The following is a 21,278-nucleotide window of genomic DNA, read 5'->3' as shown; positions in this document are numbered from 1 at the left end:
GCGCCGGTGGCGGCGCGCCCTAGCCTCCGGTCTGAGCGGCCTTGGCGCCGTCTTCATAGGCCCAAAGCATCTTGAGCCACTGGGCATAGGCCATCGGCGGGGTGACGCGTTCCGCCGATTGCACCGTGGACGCGGGCAGCAGTTCGGTCTGGCTGGCACCCGCCGTGATGGGGCGCATCCAGACCGTCCGCTGGTCCGCGCCGATGCGGGTTTCCAGCGCGCTGGACCCGATGCCGAAGATCGGCAGCTGATAATGCGCCAGGGTCGTGGTCATGAACATGGCATCCTCCTGTCGGGGTCTGTCCCTGCCATGCAGGATGCGGACAATTCGTCAGAAAATCGATTCATCTGTGATTAAGCTTTTAGGGATCGCCCGCGCCGCGACGCGGCGGAAAACCGCATCTGCCTGAATTTGTTAGCGTAACCAGCATTGCCGCGGGTCCGGCGCATGCTATCCAGCACCCGACAATGATAGGAGAGACCCATGCAGATGACCGACACGGTGCGCCGCATCCTGGCCAATTACGAGGGCGAGACGCCGGGCGTGAAGGCGCAGCTGGCCCGCATGATGATGACCGGAAAGCTGGCCGGCACCGGCAAGATGATCATCCTGCCCGTGGACCAGGGGTTCGAGCATGGTCCCGCACGGTCCTTTGCGCCGAACCCGGCCGGCTATGACCCGCATTACCATTATCAGCTGGCGATCGATGCGGGGCTGAACGCCTATGCCGCGCCGCTGGGCATGATCGAGGCGGGCGCGGACACCTTTGCAGGCCAGATCCCCACCATCCTGAAGGTGAACAGCGCCAACAGCCTGATGTCGGGCACGGCGGGCAAGAACCAGGCGATCACCGCATCGGTGGATGACGCGCTGCGGCTGGGCTGCGCGGCGATCGGCTTCACGATCTATCCGGGGTCGGACATGGCGCTGGACATGTTCGAGGAGATCGTGGCCATGCGCAAGGAAGCCGCCGCCAAGGGCGTGGCGACCGTCATCTGGTCCTATCCGCGCGGCGAGGCGATCACCAAGGACGGCGAGACCGCGATCGACGTGGCCGCCTATGCCGCCCAGATCGCGGCGCTGATCGGCGCGCATATCATCAAGATCAAGCTGTCGACCGACCACCTGATGCTGCCCGAGGCCAAGAAGGTCTACGAGGAGAAGGCGATCGACGTGTCCAGCCAGGCCAAACGCGTCGAGCATTGCATGCAGGCCAGCTTTGGCGGACGCCGCATCGTGGTGTTCTCGGGCGGGGCGGCCAAGGGAACCGATGCGGTCTATGACGACGCGCGCGCGATCCGCGACGGCGGCGGCAACGGCTCGATCATCGGGCGCAACAGCTTTCAGCGGTCGCGCGAGGATGCGCTGGCGATGCTGGGCAAGCTGGTCGACATCTATCTGGGCAAGGACGCCTGACCAAACGGACGCGCCCCCGGAAACGGGGGCGCGACGCGATCAGCGCCTTGCGGCGCGGGACGGGGGCCGGTGGCCCCCTTTTTTCATACTTCCTCGATGCGCAGCTCGACCGGGTCGCTGACCAGGACTCCGGTGCGGGGCAGGGCCTCGATGGCGTAGTCGATGGCTTCGGGCGTGGTCTTGTGGGTCACGACCAGGACCGGGACGCTGGCCGGGCTGTGCTGGCCGTACTGGCGCATCCGGTCGATCGAGATGCCGGCATCGCCCAGGACCGTAGCGACCTTGGCCAAGGCACCGGGTTTGTCCTGCAACTCCAGACGGATGTAATAGGCTGCAGGCACGGCCGTGCGGGCGGGCTGAGCCGCGGTCAGCGATCCGGCAGGCTGTCCGAAGACCGGCATGCGGACACCGCGCGCGATCTCGACGATGTCAGACATGACCGCGCTGGCGGTCGGGCCTTCGCCCGCGCCTGCGCCGCGCAGGACGATCTGGCCCACGCTGTCGCCCTCGATCACGACCATGTTGGTGCCGCCCACCAGCTGCCCCAGGGGGCTGTCGGCGGGCACCAGGCAGGGCGACATCCGCTGTTCAAGCCCGCGGGCGGTCATCTGCGCGACGCCCAGCAGCTTGATCCGGTAGCCCATGTCGCGGGCCCGGTGGATGTCGTCGATACTGACGCGTTCGATGCCTTCGATCTCGACCGCGTCGAAGTTGACCTGGGTGCCAAAGGCGATCGACGACAGGATCGCCAGCTTGTGGCCCGCATCGATGCCGCCCACGTCCAGCGTCGGGTCGGCCTCCAGATAGCCAAGCTGGCGGGCCTCTTCGAAGACGGCGTCATAGGGCAGGCCCGCGCTCTCCATTCGGGTCAGGATGTAGTTGCAGGTGCCGTTCATCACGCCCATCACGCGGGTGATGCGGTTGCCGGCCATGCTCTCGGTCATCGACTTGATCACCGGGATGCCGCCCGCGACGGCGGCTTCGAACCGGATCACGCGGCCCAAATCCTCGGCCAGCTTGGCCAGGTGCTGACCGTGCATGGCCAGCAGCGCCTTGTTCGCGGTCACGACATCCTTGCCGGACCGCAGCGCGGCCTCGATGCTGTCGCGCGCGACGCCCGCATCCCCGCCGACCAGTTCGATGAAGACATCGACGTCATCGGCGGTGGCGACCGCCATCGGGTCCGCCTCCCACCGATAGGACGACAGGTCCGCGTCGCGGTTCTTCATGCGGTCGCGTGCGCTGACGGCGGTGATCGCCACCGGGCGACCCGACCGCATCGCCAGCAGGTCGGCGTGTTTCTGAACGATCTTGACGACACCGATCCCGACGGTGCCAAGCCCGGCGATGCCGAGGCGGAGGGGGGACGACATGAGTGCCTCTCATCCTTGATTTTGCGGGTGTTAGCGCGCCGGGCCGCGTGTTGCAACGCGCGATGCGGTCGCGGCGCGGTCCTGTGGCATGCGTGCCGACGAACCGATCACGGGTCGGCGCCCGCCCATTCCCCATCGATCCCGGTCCGCCGCATCACCGACACGACCTGGCGCGCCGCCTGCAGGGTCCGGTCGCGGACCTGCAGGACGTCTTCTGCCCCCATGTCATGAGGATGGCGTTCCCCGCGGGTGTTGATGAAGGTCGGGTGCCACATGCCGGGCCGTGCCCCCGGCCGCCAAGACGCATGGCACAGCAGGTTGCGCATCCGCCGCAGGTCGGTCAGCGTCGGTGGCAGCGCACCCAGCTCGACCCCCTCGCTGCGGCGGGCGGCGGCCAGAAAGCTGTCGATCAGCGTGCCCAGGGTGTCGTCGGCGATCTCCTCCATGCGGCGCAGCCAGGCCTCCAGGGCGTGGTCCTGCGCATCCTGGCCCAGACCCTTGCGGGTCAGCGAAAAGATCGCGCGCTTCAGCGCCTCCTCAAGAAAGCCGAAGGCCGCGACGGCATGGCCCAATGCCGCGGCCATCTCATCGGGCAGACGATCGGGCGCGCGGGGCAGGGGCATCATTCACGCCAAAGCTGCGCCACCCACGGGGTCGGCCGGACATAGTGGCGCAGATGCTTCAGGAAACCCTCGCGCCGCTGGCCGGTGAGGGCCGCGCGCAGGTGGTCCAACGGGGCGCGGGCCTCGTCGGCCTCGTCCCATCGGCCCAAAATCGCATCGGGCGGGTTCAGGCTGCCGGGGAACATCACGATGCGCGTCCCGCGCGGAATCTTGGGATCGCGCAGATAGTTCAGCGGGAATGTCGGCACGCAGTGAAAGCGGAAATGGGCCAGCCACCCGCGCGGCCAGAACTTGACCCCGCCCGGGGCATTGCGGGTGACAAAGCGCTGTTCGTACTTGTACTTGTCAGCGGCGGCTTGTGGGTCGGCGGCAAAGATCTTCTGCAGCGGCGCCAGATTGCCGACCCGCATCCGATAGACCGAGGTCTGGCCCATCTTCTCGAACGGCGTGTTGGGGTTCAGGCCCAGGATCGTGTCGTCCGGATCGCCATGTTCGAAGAACGCGTCAAGGCTGCCGGTGACGATCACGTCCAGGTCCAGGAACAGCACCACCCCCGTGACGTCGCCCAGATCCCCCCACAGCCGCGACTTGGGCCACTTGCCGCGGGTGTTGACCGGGGCCTGATAGGCGAAATCGGGCAGCGGGCGCACAGCGACATCCGGATGCAGACCGGTCCCGTCATCGGTGAAACAGAACAGCCGGAAAGGCGGCGTGATGTTGCGGGCGATCATCGCATGAAGGCGGTTGACATATTCGGGACCGAACTTGGCACCCCACTTGATGCAGATGATCTGCTTGACCGATCCGTTGCGCCCGTCGTCCATGTCTCACCCATTCGCTTTGGGTGCAGGGTTTCACAGCGCGCACCGCGAGGCAAGCAGACCTCACGGTTCCGCGCAGGCCACGGGGGGTGCGGGGGGCTGGCCCCCCGCCGTCGCGGGATGCAAATCTCAGGGTCGCGTCTCTCGGATCAGCCGCAGGATGTCAGCGGCCGCGGATGGGATGTTCGTGCCGGGGCCAAAGATCGCCTTGACCCCCGCACGGCGCAGGAAGTCGTAATCCTGCTGAGGGATCACGCCGCCGCAGATGACCAGGATATCGCCGGCGCCCGCATCCTTCAGGGCCTGGATCAGCTTGGGTGCCAGCGTCTTGTGGCCGGCGGCCTGGCTGCTGATCCCGATCACGTGGACGTCGTTGTCGATGGCGTCCTGGGCGGCCTCTTCGGGCGTCTGGAACAGCGGTCCCACGTCCACGTCGAAGCCGATATCGGCAAAGGCCGTGGCGATCACCTTGGCGCCACGGTCGTGACCGTCCTGGCCCATCTTGACGACCAGCATGCGCGGGCGGCGGCCTTCCTCCACGGCGAATGCCTCGACGTCGCGCTGGATCTGGGCAAAGCCCTCGTCCCCCTCATAGGCCGCGCCATAGACGCCGGCCAGGGTGCGCACCTCGGCGCGGTGGCGTCCGAATTCGTCTTCCATGGCCATGCTGATCTCTCCGACGGTGGCGCGGGCGCGGGCGGCCTCGACGGCGGCTTCCAGCAGGTTGCCGCCCTCCCGGGCGCGGCGGGTCAGTTCGGCCAGCGTCCCGGTGACGCGGCCCTCGTCCCGCGTGGCGCGGATGCGGGTCAGGCGGGCGATCTGGCTGTCCCGGACGGCGACGTTGTCGATGTCCAGGATGTCGATCGGATCCTCGGCCTCCTTGCGGTACTTGTTGACGCCGACGATCACGTCCTCGCCCCGGTCGATCAGGGCCTGACGCCGGGCCGCCGTCTCCTCGATGCGCAGCTTGGGCATGCCGCTGGCCACGGCCTTGGTCATGCCGCCCATCTCCTCGACCTCCTCGATCAGCGCCCAGGCCTTTTCCGCCAGTTCCGCCGTCAGGCTCTCGATGTAATAGCTGCCCGCCAGTGGATCGACGACATGGGTGATGCCCGTCTCCTCCTGCAGGATCAGCTGGGTGTTCCGCGCGATGCGGGCGCTGAAATCGGTGGGCAGGGCGATCGCCTCGTCCAGCGCGTTCGTGTGCAGCGACTGTGTGCCTCCAAGCGCCGCCGACATCGCCTCATAGGCGGTGCGGATGACGTTGTTGTAGGGGTCCTGCTCCTGCAGGGACACGCCGGACGTCTGGCAATGCGTGCGCAGCATCAGGCTGGCCTGCTTCTTGGGCTGGAACTCGGACATGATCCGGTGCCACAGCAGGCGCGCCGCGCGCAGCTTGGCGATCTCCATGAAGAAGTTCATGCCGATGGCAAAGAAGAACGACAGCCGCCCCGCAAAGGCATCGACATCCATCCCCGCCGCGATGGCCGCGCGCACATATTCGCGCCCGTCGGCCAGCGTATAGGCAAGCTCCTGGACCAGGTTCGCCCCCGCCTCCTGCATGTGATAGCCCGAGATCGAGATCGAGTTGAACTTGGGCATCTCTGATGAGGTGTATTCGATGATGTCCGCGATGATCCGCATGCTGGGTTCGGGCGGATAGATATAGGTGTTGCGGACCATGAACTCCTTGAGGATGTCGTTCTGGATGGTCCCGGACAGCACGGCACGGGAATGGCCCTGCTCCTCTCCGGTGACGATGAAGTTCGCGAGGATCGGGATGACCGCGCCGTTCATGGTCATCGACACCGAAACGCGGTCCAACGGGATGCCGTCGAACAGGATCTTCATGTCCTCGACCGAATCGATGGCGACGCCGGCCTTGCCCACATCGCCCTCGACCCGCGGATGGTCGCTGTCATAGCCCCTGTGGGTGGCCAGATCGAAGGCCACCGACACCCCCTGCTGCCCCGCGGCAAGCGCGCGGCGATAGAAGGCGTTCGATTCCTCGGCCGTGGAAAATCCAGCATATTGCCGGATGGTCCAGGGGCGGCCCGCATACATCGTGGCGCGCGGGCCGCGGGTGAACGGCGCGATGCCGGGCAGGCCGTCCAGGTGGTCCATCCCCTCCAGGTCGTCGCGGGTATAGACCGGCTTGACGGCGATCCCCTCCAGCGTGTCCCAGGTCAGGCTGTCGGGGTCGCGCCCCTTCAGTTCGCCCTGTGCCAGCTTGCGCCAGTCCTCCAGCGTGGGTTTTGTCATGATCCATCCTTTCCTGCCGACGGTCCTGCCCTATATTCAAGACATGACGAGGTGCCGATGAAGTTGAAATTTATGATATTCGTGATGGCGCTTGCGGCGATGGGCCCCGCGCGCGACGCCCCCCCGCCGGATGGCGCCGCCGTCCGGACACCAGACGGGGCGGCGGCCACGACGCGGCCGCGCGACACGGTGCCGCAACGCAACCCCGCCCGTCTGCCCCCAGTCGCGCAGCGCGTCGAGCCCGACCCGTTGCCGGACGCGTCCCCCCTGGACGACGGCTCTCCGCAGGTGCTGGACGCCGCGACGGTCAACCCGGACCAGTTCCTGTGGACGGCGCGCCCCGTGGTGATCTTTGCCGACACGGCGGACGACCCGGCCTTTGTCGACCAGGTGGCATCGCTGCGCCGTGACGGTCGGGCGCTGGTGTCGCGCGACGTGGTGCTTGTTCTCGACAGCGACCCGTCGGCCAACAGCGCGTGGCGACAGCAGCTGCGCCCGCAGGGGTTCTCGCTGGTGCTGATCGACAAGGATGGACAGGTCAAGATCCGCCGCCCCGTCCCATGGGATGCCCGAGAGATCGGCCGTGCCATCGACCGTCTGCCCCTGCGCCGGCAGGAGATCGGGCGCGGCAGCGTGATGCGATAAGGCGCAGGGCCGCGAAACTTGTGGATTTGCGGCGCGTTCCCTATATCATGACCGGTATCCGGCACGGTTGCCGGATCAGCAGGAGGGTTGATCATGGCCAATTCGCGTTCCGACCGCAGCCTGTCGCAACCGCGCGCGCCCAAGGCGCCCGCCCGACCCGACGCACCCGTGCTGCGCAGCGAAGCCAAGCCGAAACCGACCGCCGTCAGTCGTGCGAACGAAATCGTGCGTGCCATCGGATTGCGTCCCATCACCGGCCTCTCGGGTCCAAAGATCGGCTACTGACCTCGGTCGCCCACAGACGCTCGCGCATCTGCGCCAGTTCCTGCGGCAGGCGCGCACCGATCTGTGCCGCGGCCTGCGCCTCGTCCTCGTCCAGCATCGCCTCGACCGCGTCGGCACCGCCGCGCAGGCATTCGGTCAGCACCCGCATCGCCTGCAGGCCGGTATCGCGGGTTTCTTCCATCAGCTCCAGATAATCGGCCATCATCTGCGCCGCCCGCTTGCCGTCGCTGCGCGCGATCTGGCGCAGGTCGGTGGCCAGCGCGCCCATGATCGACAGCAGCCGATAGTAGAGCACGATCGGGTCGATGACCGGCGCGGGCAGGATGTGTATGTCGGAAATCACGGCTGCAAAGATGCGGTCGTTGGCCTGCTGCGGCAGGGTCGGCACGAAATCTCCCGACTCGATGCGCGACACCAGCAAGGCCGCATCCTGCGGCGACGGCACCTGCTGCTCCAGGGCAAAGACATGCGCCCGGATCTCTGCCAGCAGGGCGCGCTGTAGGTCGGTCTCGCGCGCGCGGCGCAGCGTGGCGTCGCGGCGGCGGGTCTGGGACGCGACGACGATCCAACCGATGGCCACGAAAAGGCCAGTGACGACCGCCTGCTGCAGCTGCGGGCTGAGCCATTGGTCAAGCGGCGCCATGGGAACCCGTCCCGCGCCATGCGCGTCCTGTTTCGGAAGGAGCGACCATGCACCGATTCTGCCTGTCTACCGTCCTGGCCCTGTGGCCTGCCATGGCACCCGCCGACACCGCCCGCGGTCCCGCGCCGCTGCAGGCGGACACGCTTGCCGCACTGCGTTGGCAGGCGCGCCCTGTCGTTGTCCTTGGACCCGAGGCGCAGGTCGCACGGCAGATCGCCGACCTGCAGGCACACGCGGAACAGTTGGCAGAACGCGAGGTGGTCATCCTGACCGACGGACCCGGTGCAGACGCGCTGCGCGACGGGCAGGGGTTCCAGGTTCTGCTGATCGGCAAGGATGGCGGGGTCAAGATGAGCTCGGCCACACCCGTCGCGGCAGAGGACATCCTGTCCCTGATCGACAGCATGCCGATGCGCCAGCAGGAGATGCGATAGCCCCCGCGCCTCATGCCACGCGCCCCCGTGTCAGCGACAGCGCCGCCAGACCTGCGGCGACATGACCGACAGCCGCCACGGCAAGCGCAGCCTGCCACGACGCATGACCGCCCAGCAGTGCCATCAATGCCGCGCCCCAGATGACCGCCGACAGCGGGATGGCCGCCGCCCAGAACCGCCACCCGCGCCAGCGTCCGGTGAAAACCCCGAAAACCAGCTGGAACAGCGCCAGCCCGACAATCGGCGGCAGCAGGTAGGCCAGTGGCACCTGCGTGCCGAGCAAGGGCGCGGTCTGCGCCGCCACCGCCGACAGGACGCCCGCCGCGCCCGCCAGCCCAAGTCCGGCCGACAGCAGATAGGCGGGCAGAGCGGGGATCATTCGAACTCCATGATCACGTCGTCGACCTTCAGGCTTTCGCCCGGCGCGGCATTGACGGATTTCACGATGCCCCGGCGTTCGGCGCGCAGGATGTTCTCCATCTTCATGGCCTCGACGGTGGCCAGCGCCTGACCCTCCTGGACCTCGTCCCCCTGGGCGACATTGATCATCACGATCAGGCCGGGCATCGGGCACAGCAGGAACTTGGACGTGTCGGGCGGAAGCTTTTCGGGCATCAGCCGTGCCAGCTCCGCCGCACGGGGCCGACGCACATGCACGCGCAGGTCAGCCCCGCGCGCACGCAGGCGCAGCCCGGCGGCGATCTTGTCCACCTTCAGCACCAGGGGGCGTCCGTTTACCTCCAGCCGCGCCAGCGACTGGCCGGGGCGCCAATCGCCCTCGACCCGGATCGTGCGCCCCGCGATGGCGACGTCGGCACCATGGGTATTGGCGGTGATGCGGACGGGCCAGTCATGCTTGTCCGCGAACACCACCCAATCGTCGCCCACATGGCGTTCGTGGTTGTTCAGGCGGCCGCTGATACGGGTGCGCCGGATCTCGGCCACGCGGTGCATGGCGGCGGCGGCGGCGGCAATGCGGAGCATCTCGTCCTCGGGAAGGGCCGCGCCGTGGAACCCGTCTGGATACTCCTCGGCGATGAAGGCCGTGGTGATGTCGCCCGCGACGAATTTCGGGTGATCCATCACCGCCGACAGGAAGGGCAGGTTGTGCCCGATCCCTTCGACCTCGAAGGCGTCCAGCGCGGTACGCATCGCCTCGATCGCCTCACCGCGGGTCGGTGCCCAGGTGCACAGCTTGGCGATCATCGGGTCATAGAACATGCTGATTTCGCCGCCCTCATAGACGCCGGTGTCGTTCCTGACCGCGGCCGGACCCGTCGGCGCGCCATGGGCAAGCCACTTGCCCCCGGTCAGCATCGGCCCCGCCGCCACCTCGACCGGTGGGCGGTAACGGGTCAGACGTCCGATGGAGGGCAAGAAACCGCGATAGGGGTCCTCGGCGTACAGCCGGCTCTCCATCGCCCACCCGGTGATCGTCAGGTCGGACTGCGCGAAGGGCAGCGGCTCTCCGGCCGCGACGCGGATCATCTGCTCGACCAGGTCGACGCCGGTGATCAGCTCGGTCACAGGGTGTTCCACCTGCAGGCGGGTGTTCATCTCCAGGAAATAGAAGTTGCGGCTTCCGTCGACGATGAATTCGACCGTGCCCGCGCTGGTGTATCCGACGGCCCTGGCCAGGGCCACGGCCTGCTGACCCATCGCGGCGCGGGTGGCCTCGTCCAGGAAGGGCGACGGCGCCTCCTCGATGACCTTCTGGTTGCGGCGCTGGATCGAGCATTCGCGCTCGTGCAGATAGACCGCGTTGCCGTGCTGATCGGCCAGGACCTGGATCTCGATGTGGCGCGGCTGCGTCACGAATTTCTCGATGAAGATCCGGTCGTCGCCAAAGCTGTTGGCGGCCTCGTTCCTGGAGGACTGGAAACCCTCGCGCGCCTCCTCGTCGGACCAGGCGATGCGCATGCCCTTGCCGCCGCCGCCCGCGCTGGCCTTGATCATCACCGGATAGCCGATCTGGGCACTGATGGCCGCGGCCTCGTCCGCGTCCGCGATCAGGCCCATGTGACCCGGAACCGTGCTGACCCCCGCGGCCTGCGCCAGCTTCTTGGAGGTGATCTTGTCGCCCATCTGCTCGATCGCGCCGGACGGGGGGCCGATGAAGACGACGCCCTCGGCCTCCAGCGCCTCTGCGAACTTCATGTTCTCGGACAGGAAGCCGTATCCGGGATGGACGGCCTCGGCGCCGGTCCGGCGGATCGCGTCCATGATCTTGTCGATCACGATATAGGACTGGTTGGCGGGGGCCGGGCCGATATGGACGGCCTCGTCCGCCATGCGCACATGCAGCGCATTGCGGTCGGCGTCGGAGTAGACGGCGACGGTGGCGATGCCCATCTTGCGGGCGGTCTTGATGACACGGCAGGCGATCTCGCCCCGGTTGGCGATCAGGATCTTCTTGAACATGGGCTCCCCCCCAGGACGGAACGTGAAAAAGCCGTCCGAAGCGCAGGGCTTCGGACGGCTTTGCAGACGGTCGGCGCGACGGGCGCGCCGATCAGCAGGTCACTGGCACAGACGGAAGTCGTTGCACAGCGCGCCAGCGGCGCCGCCGATGGCCGCGCCCTTGACGACGTTGGTGCCGCCGACCGATGCGACGGTCGCGCCGACGCCGGCGCCGATGAGCGCGCGGTCAGTGTCGGTCGGGTTGATGCCTTGGGTGCAGCCGGCGATGGCCGTGGTGCCGACCAGGGCAGCGATGGCAAGGAATTTGGACATGGTGAAGATCCCGTGGGTTGGGCGGCAGCCGCGCCGGGCGCGGGCTGCCGATAGGGTGAGAGGTTGCCGCAGCGATCAGTAGCGACGCTGGCAGACACCGGCGTCGTCGCACAGCGCGCCGCCGACGGCACCGATCGCGGCGCCGGTTGCCAGGTCTTCGTCCAGGGCCTTCGCGATGACGGCACCGGCAACGGCACCGCCTGCGGCGCGCTGCGCGTCGGGCGAGATGCCGCCGCCCTGATAGCCGGGGGCGCAAGCCGAAAGACCGGCGGCAACCAGGGCCAGGCCGGCAACGCGAAGCGAGAAGAATTTCTGCATGATAAGAAACCTGTCGTAATGGGCCCGTCGGGGGCCGATGGGAGGTGGTAAGGGGTTATCGCATAGCTGATGCCTGCGTCAAACTGACATGCGTGTGACTTCAAGGGGTTCAGCATCAACCTGCGCATCAGTCGTCGTCGGCCTCGTCGTCGTCCCAGCCGTCCTGGTCGTCCCAGTCGAACTCCTGGGGCGCATCCTTGACGAACAGCTCGGGGAAGGCGGCCTCCGCCTCGGCCATGTCGACCTGCAGCAATTGGTCGTAATCGGCAGGGTCGAACTGGCCCACCGGCTTGACCTCGCGGCCGATCAGCCAGGACAGCCGACCGGCATCAAGATTGCCGCGGGGAAAGGGTTCGTCGCCGAAATGCGCGATCAGCGCCGAAAGAAAGCCCGCATCGGCGCGCTTGTCGGCGGGCCTGCGGTCCTTGAACCGCTCGCGGCGCGTGATGGGCGTTGCGCCCTTCTTGCGATTCTCGCGCCGGATGACGAATTGGAAATCGGTGCCGGGCAGACGCCCGGGAAAGCCGCGATGCTTCAGCATGGCAGGGCCCCTGTGCTGGGGCGCGCGGGCCGGATCGCTGCGCACGGGCAGGCTGGCCGCCCGCGCGCAATTGTCGGACGTCTCGTCTTAGCCGAATTTGCTGTTGTAGACAGGCTCGGTCGTGACGGGGTTGACCATGGGCGCGGCCGGGGCGGTCGGGACATAGACGTCGGCAGGCTGCTGGCGCTGGCACGCGGCGAAGGCGGAAACCAGCACGAGGCCGAGGATGATCTTTTTCGACATGGAAACATGCTCCTGTAGGGCGGGCGGTGTTGCGCCCGGCTGCTCGGGTTGTGGTCGGCTTGTTGATCTGCCGGCCTGCGCGGCATGATAGAGAAGCCCGCCGCGATCAGACAGGGACGCAGGAAGGCGGGCACCAAAGCGCCGTCCCCCTGTGGCCCGGCTGCATCATTCACGACCTTGTGCATCGCGCGCCCGTCCCCGTCAGTCACAGCGGAATGTTGTCGTGCTTTTTCCACGGGTTCGTCAGCCGCTTGCCGCGCAGGCTGGCAAAGGCGCGGGCCACCCGGCGACGCGTCGACCGGGGCTGGATCACCTCGTCGATGAAGCCCTTTTCAGCGGCCACGAAGGGGTTGGCAAAGCGGTCCTCGTAATCCTTGGTGCGGGCGGCGATCTTGTCGGCATCGCCCAGTTCGCTGCGATACAGGATCTCGACCGCGCCCTTGGCGCCCATCACCGCGATCTCGGCGGTGGGCCAGGCATAGTTGAAATCGCCGCGCAGATGCTTCGACGCCATCACGTCATAGGCGCCGCCATAGGCCTTGCGGGTGATGACCGTGACCTTGGGCACCGTCGCCTCGCCATAGGCGAACAGCAGCTTCGCCCCATGCTTGATGACGCCGCCATATTCCTGGCCGGTCCCCGGCAGAAAGCCCGGAACGTCGACCAGCGTCAGGATCGGGATTTCGAACGCGTCGCAGAACCGCACGAAGCGCGCGGCCTTGCGCGAGCTGTCGATGTCCAGGCAACCGGCCAGCACCATCGGCTGGTTGGCGACGACCCCCACCGTTTGTCCCTCGATGCGGATGAAGCCGATGATGATGTTGCCCGCGAAATCCTTCTGGATCTCGTAAAAATCGCCCTCGTCCGCGACCTTGGCGATCAGCTCCTTCATGTCATAGGGCTGGTTCGGGTTGTCGGGGATCAGCGTGTCCAGGCTGGGCTCGATCCGCGCGGGGTCGTCGAAGAAGGGCCGGGTCGGGGCCTTTTCGCGGTTGTTCAGCGGCAGGAAGTCGAACAGCCGGCGGATCTCCGACAGCGCCTCGACGTCGTCCTGGAACGCGCCGTCCGCGACGGAGGATTTCCGGGTATGCGTGGACGCACCGCCCAGCTGTTCGGCGGTCACGACCTCGTTCGTGACCGTCTTGACCACGTCGGGCCCGGTCACGAACATGTAGGACGTGTCGCGCACCATGAAGATGAAGTCGGTCATCGCGGGCGAATAGACCGCGCCACCTGCACAGGGGCCCATGATCACGCTGATCTGCGGCACGACGCCCGATGCCAGCACGTTGCGCTGGAACACGTCGGCATAACCCGCAAGGCTGGCCACGCCCTCCTGGATGCGCGCGCCCCCCGAATCGTTCAGCCCGATCACCGGCGCGCCGTTCTGCATCGCCATGTCCATGATCTTGCAGATCTTCTGGGCATGGGTTTCCGACAGCGATCCGCCGAATACGGTGAAGTCCTGAGAAAAGACATAGACCATGCGGCCGTTGATGGTGCCCCATCCGGTCACCACCCCGTCGCCTGCCGGGCGGTCGTCCTGCATGCCGAAATCGGTGCTGCGATGGGCGACGAACATGTCGAACTCCTCGAAGCTGTCCTCGTCCAGCAGCAGGTCGATGCGTTCGCGGGCGGTCAGCTTGCCGCGGGCGTGCTGGGCGTCGATGCGCCGCTGGCCGCCGCCAAGCCGGGCCTGCTGTCGGCGTTCTTCCAGCTGCTGCAGAATGTCCTTCATCGCACCCTCCTGATCCGGTGTCCCAGGCTAGACTGCGATGCAGGTGCAGCAAAGACAATTCGGGGGAATTTGCAAAATACAGAAGCGACTGTTCATGCTAAGTGCATATATGCAAACACATGCTGCGGCAGCCTCTTGACGCGGGCCGGGCAGGGGGGCAAGCCACGCATATGGGATTGCAGATCGACATCGCGGCCATCGTGGCCAATCACGCGGCACTGGCCGCACTGGCCCCCGGCGCCCGTGCCGCCGCCGTGGTCAAGGCCGATGCCTATGGCCTGGGCGCCGACCGCGTCGCCCCGGCCCTCTATGCCGCCGGCGTGCGCGATTTCTTCGTGGCCCTGGCGCATGAGGGACGGGCGATCCGGCCGCTGCTGCCGCAGGACGCGCGCATCAACGTGCTGTCGGGGCACATGGAGGGCGCGGACCTGACCGGGCTGACCCCGGTCCTGAACAGTCCTGCACAGTTCTTTCGTGATCGCGCCATGCGCCCCGGCCAGCCCTTCGCCATCCAGCTGGACACCGGGATGAACCGCCTTGGCATGGAGGCCGTCGAATGGGGCGCCATCCGGGACGAGGCGCTGGCCGCCGGACCGGCCTTCATCATGTCGCACCTGGCCTGCGCGGACGAGCCCGACCACCCCGCCAATGCGGCGCAGCTGTCCACGTTCCGCGCAATGACCGATGGCTGTAACGTGCCGCGGTCGCTGGCCGCGACCGGGGGCATCCTGCTGGGACCGGATTATCACTTCGACATGGTGCGCCCCGGCGTGGGTCTGTACGGCGGGCTGCCCTTTGCGCAGGCCCGCGGCGTCGTCACGCTGTCGCTGCGCGTGATCCAGACCCGTGACGTGCGGAGGGGAGAGATGGTCGGCTATGGCGCCAGTTGGCACGCGCCGCGCGACTGTCGCATCGCCACCGTCGATGCGGGATATGCCGACGGCATCCTGCGTTCGCTGTCGGGCAAGGGCGCGCAGCTGTTCGCCGGCGATGCGGCCTGTCCGGTCGTCGGGCGCGTGTCGATGGACCTGATCACGGTGGACGTCAGCGATCTGGATGCGGTGCCAGACCGGCTTGACCTGATCTGCGCGCATCAACCCATCGACCGTCTGGCCGACATCGCCGGCACCATCGGATACGAGGTGCTGACCTCGCTTGGGCTGCGCTACCAGCGGACCTATCTGTGACGCCCATCCGGGCGATCGGACGACCCGCCCTACGCGCCACCCGGACCATCGGGGCGGTGGCGCTGTTCGCGATGCGGGGGCTGTCGGGGTTCGGGACACCCCGTGCAATCGTGCGCCAGGTGATGCAGATCGGCTGGCTGTCGCTGCCGGTCGTAGGGCTGACGGCGTTGTTCACCGGAGCGGCGCTGGCCCTGCAGATCCATTCGGGCGGAGAGCGGTTTCAGGCCGGCGACGTCGTCCCGGCAATCGTGGCCATCGGCATGGTTCGCGAACTGGGGCCCGTCCTGGGCGGCCTGATGGTCGCCGCCCGCGTCGCCAGCAGCATCGCCGCCGAGATCGGGACCATGCGCGTCACCGAACAGATCGACGCGTTGGTGACTCTGTCGACCGACCCGGTCCGCTGGCTGGTCACGCCCCGGCTGTGGGCGGCGATCCTGTGCATGCCGGTGCTGGTGGCCACGGGCGACATCATCGGCATCATGGGCGGCTGGCTGGTGGGCACGACGTCGCTTGGGTTCAATTCGGCCAGCTACATCGCGAACAGCTGGGCATATCTGGAGCCGTGGGACGTTACCTCTGGCCTAATCAAGGGGGCGGTCTTCGGACTGGTCATCGCGTTGTCGGGATGCTGGTTCGGCATGCGGTCGGGGCGCGGCGCGGCAGGCGTCGGACGGGCCACGACCAATGCGGTCGTCGCCGCCGCCGTCGGCATCCTGGCTGCGAACTTTGCGCTGACCGGGCTGTTCTTCGAATGATTCGGACCTGCGGCCTTAGCAAATCCTTTGGCGCCAAGCGGGTCCTCGACAGCGTCGATCTGAGCGTCGCCACGGGCGAGAGCCTGTGCGTGATCGGCCAGTCCGGCACCGGCAAGTCGGTCCTGCTGAAATGCATCCTGGGGCTGGAACGCCCCGATGCGGGGCAGGTGCTGTGGAACGGCCAGCCGCTGGACCGGGCACGCTTCATGGCGCGGTTCGGGATGCTGTTTCAGGGGGCGGCCCTGTTCGACAGCCTGTCGGTCTGGCAGAACGTCGCCTTCCGCCTGCGCCAGCGGATGGACGACCGCCGCGCCCGCGCTATCGCGCTGGACAAGCTGGCGCGCGTGGGGCTGGCTTCGGACATCGCCGACCTGATGCCCGCGCAGCTGTCGGGCGGCATGGCCAAGCGCGTCGGCCTGGCCCGCGCCATTGCCGACGACCCGGCGGTGATCTTCTTCGACGAACCGACTACCGGGTTGGACCCGATCCGCGCGCGGGCCATCGATGCGCTGATCCGCGGCATCGTGACCGAAACAGGGGCCACCGCGATCACCATCACGCATGACATGGCCAGCTGCCGGATCATCGGCGACCGTGTCGCGCTGTTGGCGGATGGTCGCATCGCGCATGACGGCCCGGTGGCGGACATGGACCGCGCGCCCGCCTTGTCCGGTTTTCTGGGAATCCCGTCTGCCGGGGTCAATGATCATGCGCGATAAGGATGCAACTTTTGCACAGGCTTGGCCGTTCTGCCACAAACGGGGGCAGTTGCGCCCCATTTACCACGAACATGAACTTGTGCGAATCCGACCGGCTTGCCACCATGGACCGACCAGATTGACCAGGAGAGACATTTGGGCCTGACCCCGACGCCACCCGTCACCGCGGCTTCTGCCGAAACCCTGCTTGAATTCCCCGACAACCGGCTGTTGATCGACCTGTGCGGTCCCAACGACCGCCATCTGGCCCGGATCGAGGAGGCACTTGGCGTCCATATCCTGCGTCGCGGCAACCAGATTGCCGTGGTCGGCGGCCCCGAGGCCCAGTCCGAGGCCGCGAACCTGCTTCGCGGCCTGTATGCGCGGCTAGAACAGCACCGCCCCGTCGGCCCCGACGAGGTCGAGGCCGCATTGCGCATGGGGGTCGAACCCGCCACCGACGTGACCCCGGCCGAACAGCTGGAGATGTTCGCGCAGGGCAACTACGAACTGCGAACCCGCAAGAAGTCGGTCGAGCCGCGCACGGATGCGCAGAAAGCGTATGTCCGGTCGCTGTTCCAGAACGAGCTGGCCTTTGGCATCGGGCCTGCGGGCACCGGCAAGACCTATCTGGCGGTGGCCGTGGGTGTGACGATGCTGATCGGCGGCCATGTCGACAAGATCATCCTGTCGCGCCCCGCCGTCGAGGCCGGGGAGCGGTTGGGCTTCCTGCCGGGCGACATGAAGGAGAAGGTCGATCCGTACATGCAGCCGCTCTACGACGCGCTGAACGACTTTCTCCCCGGAAAGCAGATGCAGAAGCTGATGGAGGAGAAGCGCATTGAGATCGCGCCGCTGGCCTTCATGCGCGGGCGCACCCTGTCGCGCGCCTTCGTCGTGCTGGACGAGGCGCAGAACGCCAGCAGCATGCAGATGAAGATGTTCCTGACCCGTCTTGGTGAAGGCTCGCGGATGGTCATCACCGGCGACCGCACCCAGATCGACCTGCCGCGCGGCATGATGTCGGGCCTGATGGACGCCGAGCGCATCCTGAAGGACGTCAAGGGCATCAGCTTCAGCTATTTCACCGCCGATGACGTCGTGCGCCACCCGCTTGTCGCGCGCATCATCAAGGCGTATGAGGTCGAGGACAACGCCGCCCTTGCCCGCGGTGAAACAGAGGAGCCGCGCGGCCAGTACGTTCCCCGCCGCGCATTCAGAAACGATGCCTGACGAGATTTCCGTCGACTGCGTCATCGAGGATGACCGATGGCAGGCCGCCGGTCTTGAGGACCTGGCGGCCCTTGCCGTCACTGCCGCGCTGGACCACCACCGCTTGGGCGGGGAGGTGGTCGTCATGGGCTGCGACGACGCCCGCATCGCCGCGCTGAATGCCGACTTCCGCGGCAAGCCCCGGGCCACGAACGTGCTGTCATGGCCGTCGGTCGAGCATCTGCCGCATGATCCCGGTCAGGCGCCCGAGATGCCGGACGAGGAGGAACTGGGCGACATCGCGATCGCCTATGATACCTGCGCGGCCGAGGCCGAGGATCAGGGCAAGCCCTTCGACCATCACGTCCAGCACCTGCTGGTCCATGCGACCCTGCATCTGCTGGGTTACGACCATCTGAACGATCCCGATGCCGAACTGATGGAGGCGACCGAGCGCGCCATCCTGTCCCGGCTCGGCATTCCAGACCCTTACCAGGAGAAAGACCGATGAATTCCGAAAGCCGATTATCCGAGCCCGCTCCTCAGCCGGCCATCGAGGAAGTCACGGCGATCGCCGTCGACGGTGGCGCCACCGAGGAGAAGGAGGCCGGTAATGGCAAAGGATTCTTTGGCCGCGTGCTGTCGGCCCTGACAGGGTCCGAAAGCGGCGCGGACGACGATCATCAGGACCGTCATGTCGTGGGCACCCCCGGCTTGGTCAATCTGCGCCGCATGCGGGTCGATGACGTCGCCATCCCCAAGGTCGAGATCGTGGCCGCCCCCGCGAACCTGTCGCTGGAGGATCTGGTCGAGATGTTCCGTGAGCACGGGTTTTCACGGATGCCGGTCTTTCGCGGCACGCTGGACAGCCCGCTTGGCCTGATCCATCTCAAGGACCTGGCGCTGAAGCACGGGTTCGGTGCGGGGGGCAAATTTACCATGCGCCCGATGCTGCGGCCGTTGCTGTACGTTCCGCCCTCGATGCCCATCGGGGTGCTGCTGCAGCAGATGCAGACCAAGCGCATCCACATGGCGCTGGTCATCGACGAATACGGGGGCGTCGACGGGTTGGTCACCATCGAGGACCTGATCGAACAGGTGATCGGCGAGATCGAGGATGAGCATGACGAGGTCGAGGGCGGCCTGTGGGTGCATGAGAAGACCGGCCAGTGGCTGATCCAGGCCCGTGCCGCGCTGGACGATGTCGAGGCTGAGACCGGCCTGCGCCTGATCGGCGACGAGGACGAGGATATCGACACGCTTGGCGGTCTGATCTTCATGCTGGCGGGGCGCGTGCCGCTGCGCGGAGAGGTGATCGCCCATCCCTCGGGCGCCGAGTTCGAGGTCGTGGATGCCGATCCGCGTCGCCTGAAGCGGATCCGCCTGCGCATGCCCAGCATCAGCACGCCGTCCGATCGGAAAAGCGCCCAATCCTGATGGGTCGGGGGGCGTACGGCCCCCGGTCCGTGTCGCGTCAGCTGGCCTCGAACCGGGCCAGCATCGCCTCGTAGAACAGGTCGCGCAGCGCATCCGTTTCCATCAGGATTTCGTGCTTGGCCCCCGGAATGGTCAGCAGCTCCGATTGCGGCCAGCGCGCGGCACGGTCCCGGATGGCCTGCGACGACACGACCTTTTCCTCGCTGCCGACAGACACCAGCATCGGCATGTCGGGCGATGGAATGCGCGACAGGCGGGCGCATTCGTTCAGTGCCCTGCCAACCCAATCGAAGGTGGCACCGCCGATGGTCAGGTCGGGCCAAGCCACCGCCTCGCGCACCAGACGCGCCCATTCGTCACCGTTGCCGGTCAGCAGATTGGCGTTGAAGCTCTCGTCCAGAGGATAGGTCGTCGCCGCCCCGCCGCTGCCCGGTGCCGTCAGGCCGCCACGCCCCACGCGTCCGGCCAGATAGGCGATACCCAGGGCCACGCCCTGCTGCATCCGGCGAAGATTGATGCCCCACATGGGCGCGGAGAACACCGCGCTCTGCACGGCCATGCCGCCCTCCAGCGCGGCCAACCCGATGCAGCCGCCCATCGAATGCGCCAGCAAATGCCACGGACGGGGCAGGTCAAGCTGTTCCGCCGCCACGATCATCTCGACCACGTCGTGCTGGTAATCCGCGAAATCGCGGATATGGCCGGGGCGGGGATTGGGCTGCAGGCGGTCCGACATGCCCTGACCACGCCAGTCGATCGACAGGACGTCGTAACCCTCGGCCATCAGGCGATGGGCGACGGGGGCGTATTTCTCGACGTATTCGGTCCGCCCGGGGAACAGCAGCACGCTGCCGCGTGCCGCATCCGCGGGCCAATGCGCCATGCGCAGGCGGACCCCATCGCCGGCCTGCGCCCAGAATGCGCGGGCGGGCTGCGACCGGTCGTCCGGAAGCTGATGGAAGGGTGCCTGCTGCACGCGGGCGCTTAGGACAGCTTCTGGCCCAGCTGCATCGCGACGCCCATCGAGCCGTCGATCTTCAGCTTGCCCATCATGAAGGCGGTCGCGGGGTTCACGTCGCCGTTCAGAATGCCTTCGAATGTCTCGCGGCTTGCCGTCAGGGTCACCTCGGCATCCTCGTCGCCGGCGCGCACGCCGTCTTCGTCGATCATGATCGCGCCTTCGCCGGTGATGACGAACTTTGCGACAGAATCGAAGCTGTCGATCTTTTCGCCCAGCTTCTGGACGGCCTTGGTCACGACTTCGCTCATTTCACGTCTCCTGGTGCGCTTTGTCTGGCGCCCGACCTGCGGCCTGGGCTACACCAGACATATGAACGCGGTCCGCCTGAATTTCCACTCTGCCGTCACGGCATTGCGTCACAAAGTTCTGACGATTTTCGTGGTTATTGCAAGCGTGGTACCGATCGCGGCCGCGGGCCAGGGGCTGGACGACGCCTTCGCGCGCCTGGCCCAGCCCGAGGGCGAGGGCTGGCGCATCGCGGAAAGCGACATCCTGCGTGAATGGTCGCGGTCCGGATCCCCGGCGATGGACCTGCTGCTGCAGCGGGGAGAGGCGGCGCTGGACATGGGGGACATCCCGTCGGCCATCGGTCATCTGACCGCGTTGACCGACCATGCCCCCGACTTTGCGGCAGGCTTCCAGACGCGGGCCGCGGCCTATGCGACGGCAGGCCAGTTCGGGCCCGCGCTGGCCGACCTGCGCCGCACGCTGGAGTTGGAGCCGCGCCACTTTGCGGCGCTGACCCAGCTGGGCGCCATGCTGGAGGAGATGGGCGACGACGCCCGCGCCCTGGCGGCCTATCGCGCCAGCCTGGCGATCCATCCCCACCAGCAGGAAGCCATCGATGGCCAGGCACGTCTGGAACACAAGCGCATCGGCACCGATATCTAAG

The 21,278-nt window shown here is 67.1% G+C and carries 26 protein-coding genes; 11 read left to right on the top strand and 15 right to left on the bottom strand.

Features of this window, described 5'->3' with window-relative positions; genetic code table 11:
• Positions 1-19: 19 nt before the first annotated feature.
• A complete protein-coding gene (locus tag PRL19_RS13585; protein ID WP_127898607.1) occupies positions 20-280 on the bottom strand; it encodes a hypothetical protein in 261 nt (86 codons plus the stop codon).
• Positions 281-484: 204 nt separating this feature from the next.
• Between PRL19_RS13585 and PRL19_RS13580 the strand changes: the two genes are divergently transcribed.
• Positions 485-1,417 carry a class I fructose-bisphosphate aldolase gene (locus PRL19_RS13580; RefSeq protein ID WP_045999101.1) on the top strand — a complete coding sequence of 311 codons (933 nt, stop codon included), beginning with the start codon at positions 485-487 and terminating at the stop codon, positions 1,415-1,417.
• A gap of 83 nt (positions 1,418-1,500) precedes the next feature.
• On the opposite strand, the gene PRL19_RS13575 is transcribed toward PRL19_RS13580, so the two are convergent.
• The 4 genes from PRL19_RS13575 to scpA form a co-directional block, all read right to left on the bottom strand.
• Positions 1,501-2,790: a homoserine dehydrogenase gene (locus tag PRL19_RS13575; protein WP_127898606.1), complete on the bottom strand. Its 1,290-nt coding sequence runs from the start codon at positions 2,788-2,790 to the stop codon at positions 1,501-1,503.
• 107 nt (positions 2,791-2,897) lie between these two features.
• A complete protein-coding gene (locus tag PRL19_RS13570) occupies positions 2,898-3,416 on the bottom strand; it encodes a hypothetical protein (protein ID WP_217846140.1) in 519 nt (172 codons plus the stop codon).
• Complete coding sequence (locus tag PRL19_RS13565; protein WP_273743273.1) at positions 3,413-4,237, bottom strand: glycosyl transferase; 825 nt, start codon at positions 4,235-4,237, stop codon at positions 3,413-3,415. Before PRL19_RS13565 ends, PRL19_RS13570 begins: the two co-directional genes overlap by 4 nt.
• A 126-nt stretch (positions 4,238-4,363) precedes the next feature.
• The gene (gene scpA, locus PRL19_RS13560; protein ID WP_273743272.1) at positions 4,364-6,496 is read right to left on the bottom strand and encodes a methylmalonyl-CoA mutase; all 2,133 of its coding nucleotides are present in this window, start codon (positions 6,494-6,496) and stop codon (positions 4,364-4,366) included.
• Positions 6,497-6,553: 57 nt separating this feature from the next.
• On the opposite strand from scpA, the gene PRL19_RS13555 reads away from it, so the two are divergent.
• Both PRL19_RS13555 and PRL19_RS13550 read left to right on the top strand, forming a co-directional pair.
• Positions 6,554-7,141, top strand: a complete 588-nt coding sequence (locus PRL19_RS13555) for a DUF4174 domain-containing protein (protein ID WP_273743271.1) — start codon at positions 6,554-6,556, stop codon at positions 7,139-7,141.
• 93 nt (positions 7,142-7,234) lie between these two features.
• A complete protein-coding gene (locus PRL19_RS13550; protein ID WP_148912262.1) occupies positions 7,235-7,426 on the top strand; it encodes a hypothetical protein in 192 nt (63 codons plus the stop codon).
• Here PRL19_RS13550 and PRL19_RS13545 read toward each other — a convergent pair.
• Positions 7,392-8,069: a hypothetical protein gene (locus tag PRL19_RS13545; RefSeq protein WP_273743270.1), complete on the bottom strand. Its 678-nt coding sequence runs from the start codon at positions 8,067-8,069 to the stop codon at positions 7,392-7,394. The two genes, PRL19_RS13550 and PRL19_RS13545, sit on opposite strands and share 35 nt — an antisense overlap.
• Positions 8,070-8,116: 47 nt before the next feature.
• Between PRL19_RS13545 and PRL19_RS13540 the strand changes: the two genes are divergently transcribed.
• Positions 8,117-8,503, top strand: coding sequence for a DUF4174 domain-containing protein (locus PRL19_RS13540; protein ID WP_273743269.1), 387 nt, complete (start codon positions 8,117-8,119; stop codon positions 8,501-8,503).
• Between the two features lie 10 nt (positions 8,504-8,513).
• On the opposite strand, the gene PRL19_RS13535 is transcribed toward PRL19_RS13540, so the two are convergent.
• From PRL19_RS13535 to PRL19_RS13505, 7 genes are all read right to left on the bottom strand, one after another.
• The gene (locus PRL19_RS13535; RefSeq protein WP_273743268.1) at positions 8,514-8,882 is read right to left on the bottom strand and encodes a hypothetical protein; all 369 of its coding nucleotides are present in this window, start codon (positions 8,880-8,882) and stop codon (positions 8,514-8,516) included.
• The gene (locus PRL19_RS13530; protein WP_273743267.1) at positions 8,879-10,924 is read right to left on the bottom strand and encodes an acetyl-CoA carboxylase biotin carboxylase subunit; all 2,046 of its coding nucleotides are present in this window, start codon (positions 10,922-10,924) and stop codon (positions 8,879-8,881) included. Before PRL19_RS13530 ends, PRL19_RS13535 begins: the two co-directional genes overlap by 4 nt.
• A gap of 99 nt (positions 10,925-11,023) precedes the next feature.
• Complete coding sequence (locus PRL19_RS13525) at positions 11,024-11,236, bottom strand: hypothetical protein (protein ID WP_042246739.1); 213 nt, start codon at positions 11,234-11,236, stop codon at positions 11,024-11,026.
• Between the two features lie 75 nt (positions 11,237-11,311).
• A complete protein-coding gene (locus PRL19_RS13520) occupies positions 11,312-11,554 on the bottom strand; it encodes a hypothetical protein (protein ID WP_045999109.1) in 243 nt (80 codons plus the stop codon).
• A 127-nt stretch (positions 11,555-11,681) separates the two neighbouring features.
• Entirely contained in the window at positions 11,682-12,095 is a 414-nt protein-coding gene (locus PRL19_RS13515) for a hypothetical protein (RefSeq protein ID WP_045983965.1), read from the bottom strand.
• Between the two features lie 87 nt (positions 12,096-12,182).
• Complete coding sequence (locus PRL19_RS13510) at positions 12,183-12,338, bottom strand: hypothetical protein (RefSeq protein WP_157001723.1); 156 nt, start codon at positions 12,336-12,338, stop codon at positions 12,183-12,185.
• 205 nt (positions 12,339-12,543) lie between these two features.
• Entirely contained in the window at positions 12,544-14,076 is a 1,533-nt protein-coding gene (locus tag PRL19_RS13505; RefSeq protein WP_139599025.1) for an acyl-CoA carboxylase subunit beta, read from the bottom strand.
• Between the two features lie 170 nt (positions 14,077-14,246).
• Here PRL19_RS13505 and alr point away from each other — a divergent pair, with 170 nt between their 5' ends.
• The 6 genes from alr to PRL19_RS13475 all read left to right on the top strand — a co-directional run bounded on the left by alr (position 14,247) and on the right by PRL19_RS13475 (position 19,365).
• Positions 14,247-15,263: an alanine racemase gene (gene alr, locus PRL19_RS13500; RefSeq protein WP_273743266.1), complete on the top strand. Its 1,017-nt coding sequence runs from the start codon at positions 14,247-14,249 to the stop codon at positions 15,261-15,263.
• A complete protein-coding gene (locus PRL19_RS13495) occupies positions 15,260-16,018 on the top strand; it encodes an MlaE family ABC transporter permease (RefSeq protein ID WP_127898596.1) in 759 nt (252 codons plus the stop codon). Before alr ends, PRL19_RS13495 begins: the two co-directional genes overlap by 4 nt.
• The gene (locus PRL19_RS13490; RefSeq protein WP_273743265.1) at positions 16,015-16,737 is read left to right on the top strand and encodes an ABC transporter ATP-binding protein; all 723 of its coding nucleotides are present in this window, start codon (positions 16,015-16,017) and stop codon (positions 16,735-16,737) included. Before PRL19_RS13495 ends, PRL19_RS13490 begins: the two co-directional genes overlap by 4 nt.
• Before the next feature lie 135 nt (positions 16,738-16,872).
• Entirely contained in the window at positions 16,873-17,949 is a 1,077-nt protein-coding gene (locus PRL19_RS13485; RefSeq protein WP_273743264.1) for a PhoH family protein, read from the top strand.
• Positions 17,942-18,439 (top strand): rRNA maturation RNase YbeY, encoded by a 498-nt coding sequence (gene ybeY / locus PRL19_RS13480; RefSeq protein ID WP_045983969.1) that lies wholly within the window; start codon positions 17,942-17,944, stop codon positions 18,437-18,439. Before PRL19_RS13485 ends, ybeY begins: the two co-directional genes overlap by 8 nt.
• Positions 18,436-19,365, top strand: coding sequence for a hemolysin family protein (locus tag PRL19_RS13475; RefSeq protein WP_084693645.1), 930 nt, complete (start codon positions 18,436-18,438; stop codon positions 19,363-19,365). The genes ybeY and PRL19_RS13475 overlap by 4 nt, the downstream gene beginning before the upstream one ends.
• Positions 19,366-19,402: 37 nt before the next feature.
• Here PRL19_RS13475 and PRL19_RS13470 read toward each other — a convergent pair whose 3' ends face one another.
• Together PRL19_RS13470 and PRL19_RS13465 are read right to left on the bottom strand one after the other, a co-directional pair.
• On the bottom strand, positions 19,403-20,341 hold the full coding sequence (locus PRL19_RS13470; RefSeq protein ID WP_252928267.1) for an alpha/beta fold hydrolase: 939 nt from the start codon (positions 20,339-20,341) through the stop codon (positions 19,403-19,405).
• Positions 20,342-20,349: 8 nt separating this feature from the next.
• The gene (locus PRL19_RS13465) at positions 20,350-20,634 is read right to left on the bottom strand and encodes an SCP2 sterol-binding domain-containing protein (protein ID WP_042246766.1); all 285 of its coding nucleotides are present in this window, start codon (positions 20,632-20,634) and stop codon (positions 20,350-20,352) included.
• A 130-nt stretch (positions 20,635-20,764) separates the two neighbouring features.
• On the opposite strand from PRL19_RS13465, the gene PRL19_RS13460 reads away from it, so the two are divergent.
• Positions 20,765-21,277, top strand: coding sequence for a tetratricopeptide repeat protein (locus PRL19_RS13460; RefSeq protein ID WP_232303246.1), 513 nt, complete (start codon positions 20,765-20,767; stop codon positions 21,275-21,277).
• Position 21,278: the final 1 nt, after the last annotated feature.

This window comes from Paracoccus marcusii (genome assembly GCF_028621715.1).
Classification (GTDB): Bacteria; Pseudomonadota; Alphaproteobacteria; order Rhodobacterales; family Rhodobacteraceae; genus Paracoccus; species Paracoccus marcusii.
Note: the sequence above shows the minus strand (reverse complement) of the source record. Positions and strands in the feature narration are given on the sequence as shown.

What these genes read in the sequence shown, in the direction of transcription:
- PRL19_RS13585 (WP_127898607.1), bottom strand. Translation starts at nt 280, where the DNA reads ATGTTCATGACCACGACCCTGGCGCATTATCAGCTGCCGATCTTCGGC.
- PRL19_RS13580 (WP_045999101.1), top strand. Translation starts at nt 485, where the DNA reads ATGCAGATGACCGACACGGTGCGCCGCATCCTGGCCAATTACGAGGGC.
- PRL19_RS13575 (WP_127898606.1), bottom strand. Translation starts at nt 2,790, where the DNA reads ATGTCGTCCCCCCTCCGCCTCGGCATCGCCGGGCTTGGCACCGTCGGG.
- PRL19_RS13570 (WP_217846140.1), bottom strand. Translation starts at nt 3,416, where the DNA reads ATGATGCCCCTGCCCCGCGCGCCCGATCGTCTGCCCGATGAGATGGCC.
- PRL19_RS13565 (WP_273743273.1), bottom strand. Translation starts at nt 4,237, where the DNA reads ATGGACGACGGGCGCAACGGATCGGTCAAGCAGATCATCTGCATCAAG.
- scpA (WP_273743272.1), bottom strand. Translation starts at nt 6,496, where the DNA reads ATGACAAAACCCACGCTGGAGGACTGGCGCAAGCTGGCACAGGGCGAA.
- PRL19_RS13555 (WP_273743271.1), top strand. Translation starts at nt 6,554, where the DNA reads ATGAAGTTGAAATTTATGATATTCGTGATGGCGCTTGCGGCGATGGGC.
- PRL19_RS13550 (WP_148912262.1), top strand. Translation starts at nt 7,235, where the DNA reads ATGGCCAATTCGCGTTCCGACCGCAGCCTGTCGCAACCGCGCGCGCCC.
- PRL19_RS13545 (WP_273743270.1), bottom strand. Translation starts at nt 8,069, where the DNA reads ATGGCGCCGCTTGACCAATGGCTCAGCCCGCAGCTGCAGCAGGCGGTC.
- PRL19_RS13540 (WP_273743269.1), top strand. Translation starts at nt 8,117, where the DNA reads ATGCACCGATTCTGCCTGTCTACCGTCCTGGCCCTGTGGCCTGCCATG.
- PRL19_RS13535 (WP_273743268.1), bottom strand. Translation starts at nt 8,882, where the DNA reads ATGATCCCCGCTCTGCCCGCCTATCTGCTGTCGGCCGGACTTGGGCTG.
- PRL19_RS13530 (WP_273743267.1), bottom strand. Translation starts at nt 10,924, where the DNA reads ATGTTCAAGAAGATCCTGATCGCCAACCGGGGCGAGATCGCCTGCCGT.
- PRL19_RS13525 (WP_042246739.1), bottom strand. Translation starts at nt 11,236, where the DNA reads ATGTCCAAATTCCTTGCCATCGCTGCCCTGGTCGGCACCACGGCCATC.
- PRL19_RS13520 (WP_045999109.1), bottom strand. Translation starts at nt 11,554, where the DNA reads ATGCAGAAATTCTTCTCGCTTCGCGTTGCCGGCCTGGCCCTGGTTGCC.
- PRL19_RS13515 (WP_045983965.1), bottom strand. Translation starts at nt 12,095, where the DNA reads ATGCTGAAGCATCGCGGCTTTCCCGGGCGTCTGCCCGGCACCGATTTC.
- PRL19_RS13510 (WP_157001723.1), bottom strand. Translation starts at nt 12,338, where the DNA reads ATGTCGAAAAAGATCATCCTCGGCCTCGTGCTGGTTTCCGCCTTCGCC.
- PRL19_RS13505 (WP_139599025.1), bottom strand. Translation starts at nt 14,076, where the DNA reads ATGAAGGACATTCTGCAGCAGCTGGAAGAACGCCGACAGCAGGCCCGG.
- alr (WP_273743266.1), top strand. Translation starts at nt 14,247, where the DNA reads ATGGGATTGCAGATCGACATCGCGGCCATCGTGGCCAATCACGCGGCA.
- PRL19_RS13490 (WP_273743265.1), top strand. Translation starts at nt 16,015, where the DNA reads ATGATTCGGACCTGCGGCCTTAGCAAATCCTTTGGCGCCAAGCGGGTC.
- ybeY (WP_045983969.1), top strand. Translation starts at nt 17,942, where the DNA reads ATGCCTGACGAGATTTCCGTCGACTGCGTCATCGAGGATGACCGATGG.
- PRL19_RS13475 (WP_084693645.1), top strand. Translation starts at nt 18,436, where the DNA reads ATGAATTCCGAAAGCCGATTATCCGAGCCCGCTCCTCAGCCGGCCATC.
- PRL19_RS13465 (WP_042246766.1), bottom strand. Translation starts at nt 20,634, where the DNA reads ATGAGCGAAGTCGTGACCAAGGCCGTCCAGAAGCTGGGCGAAAAGATC.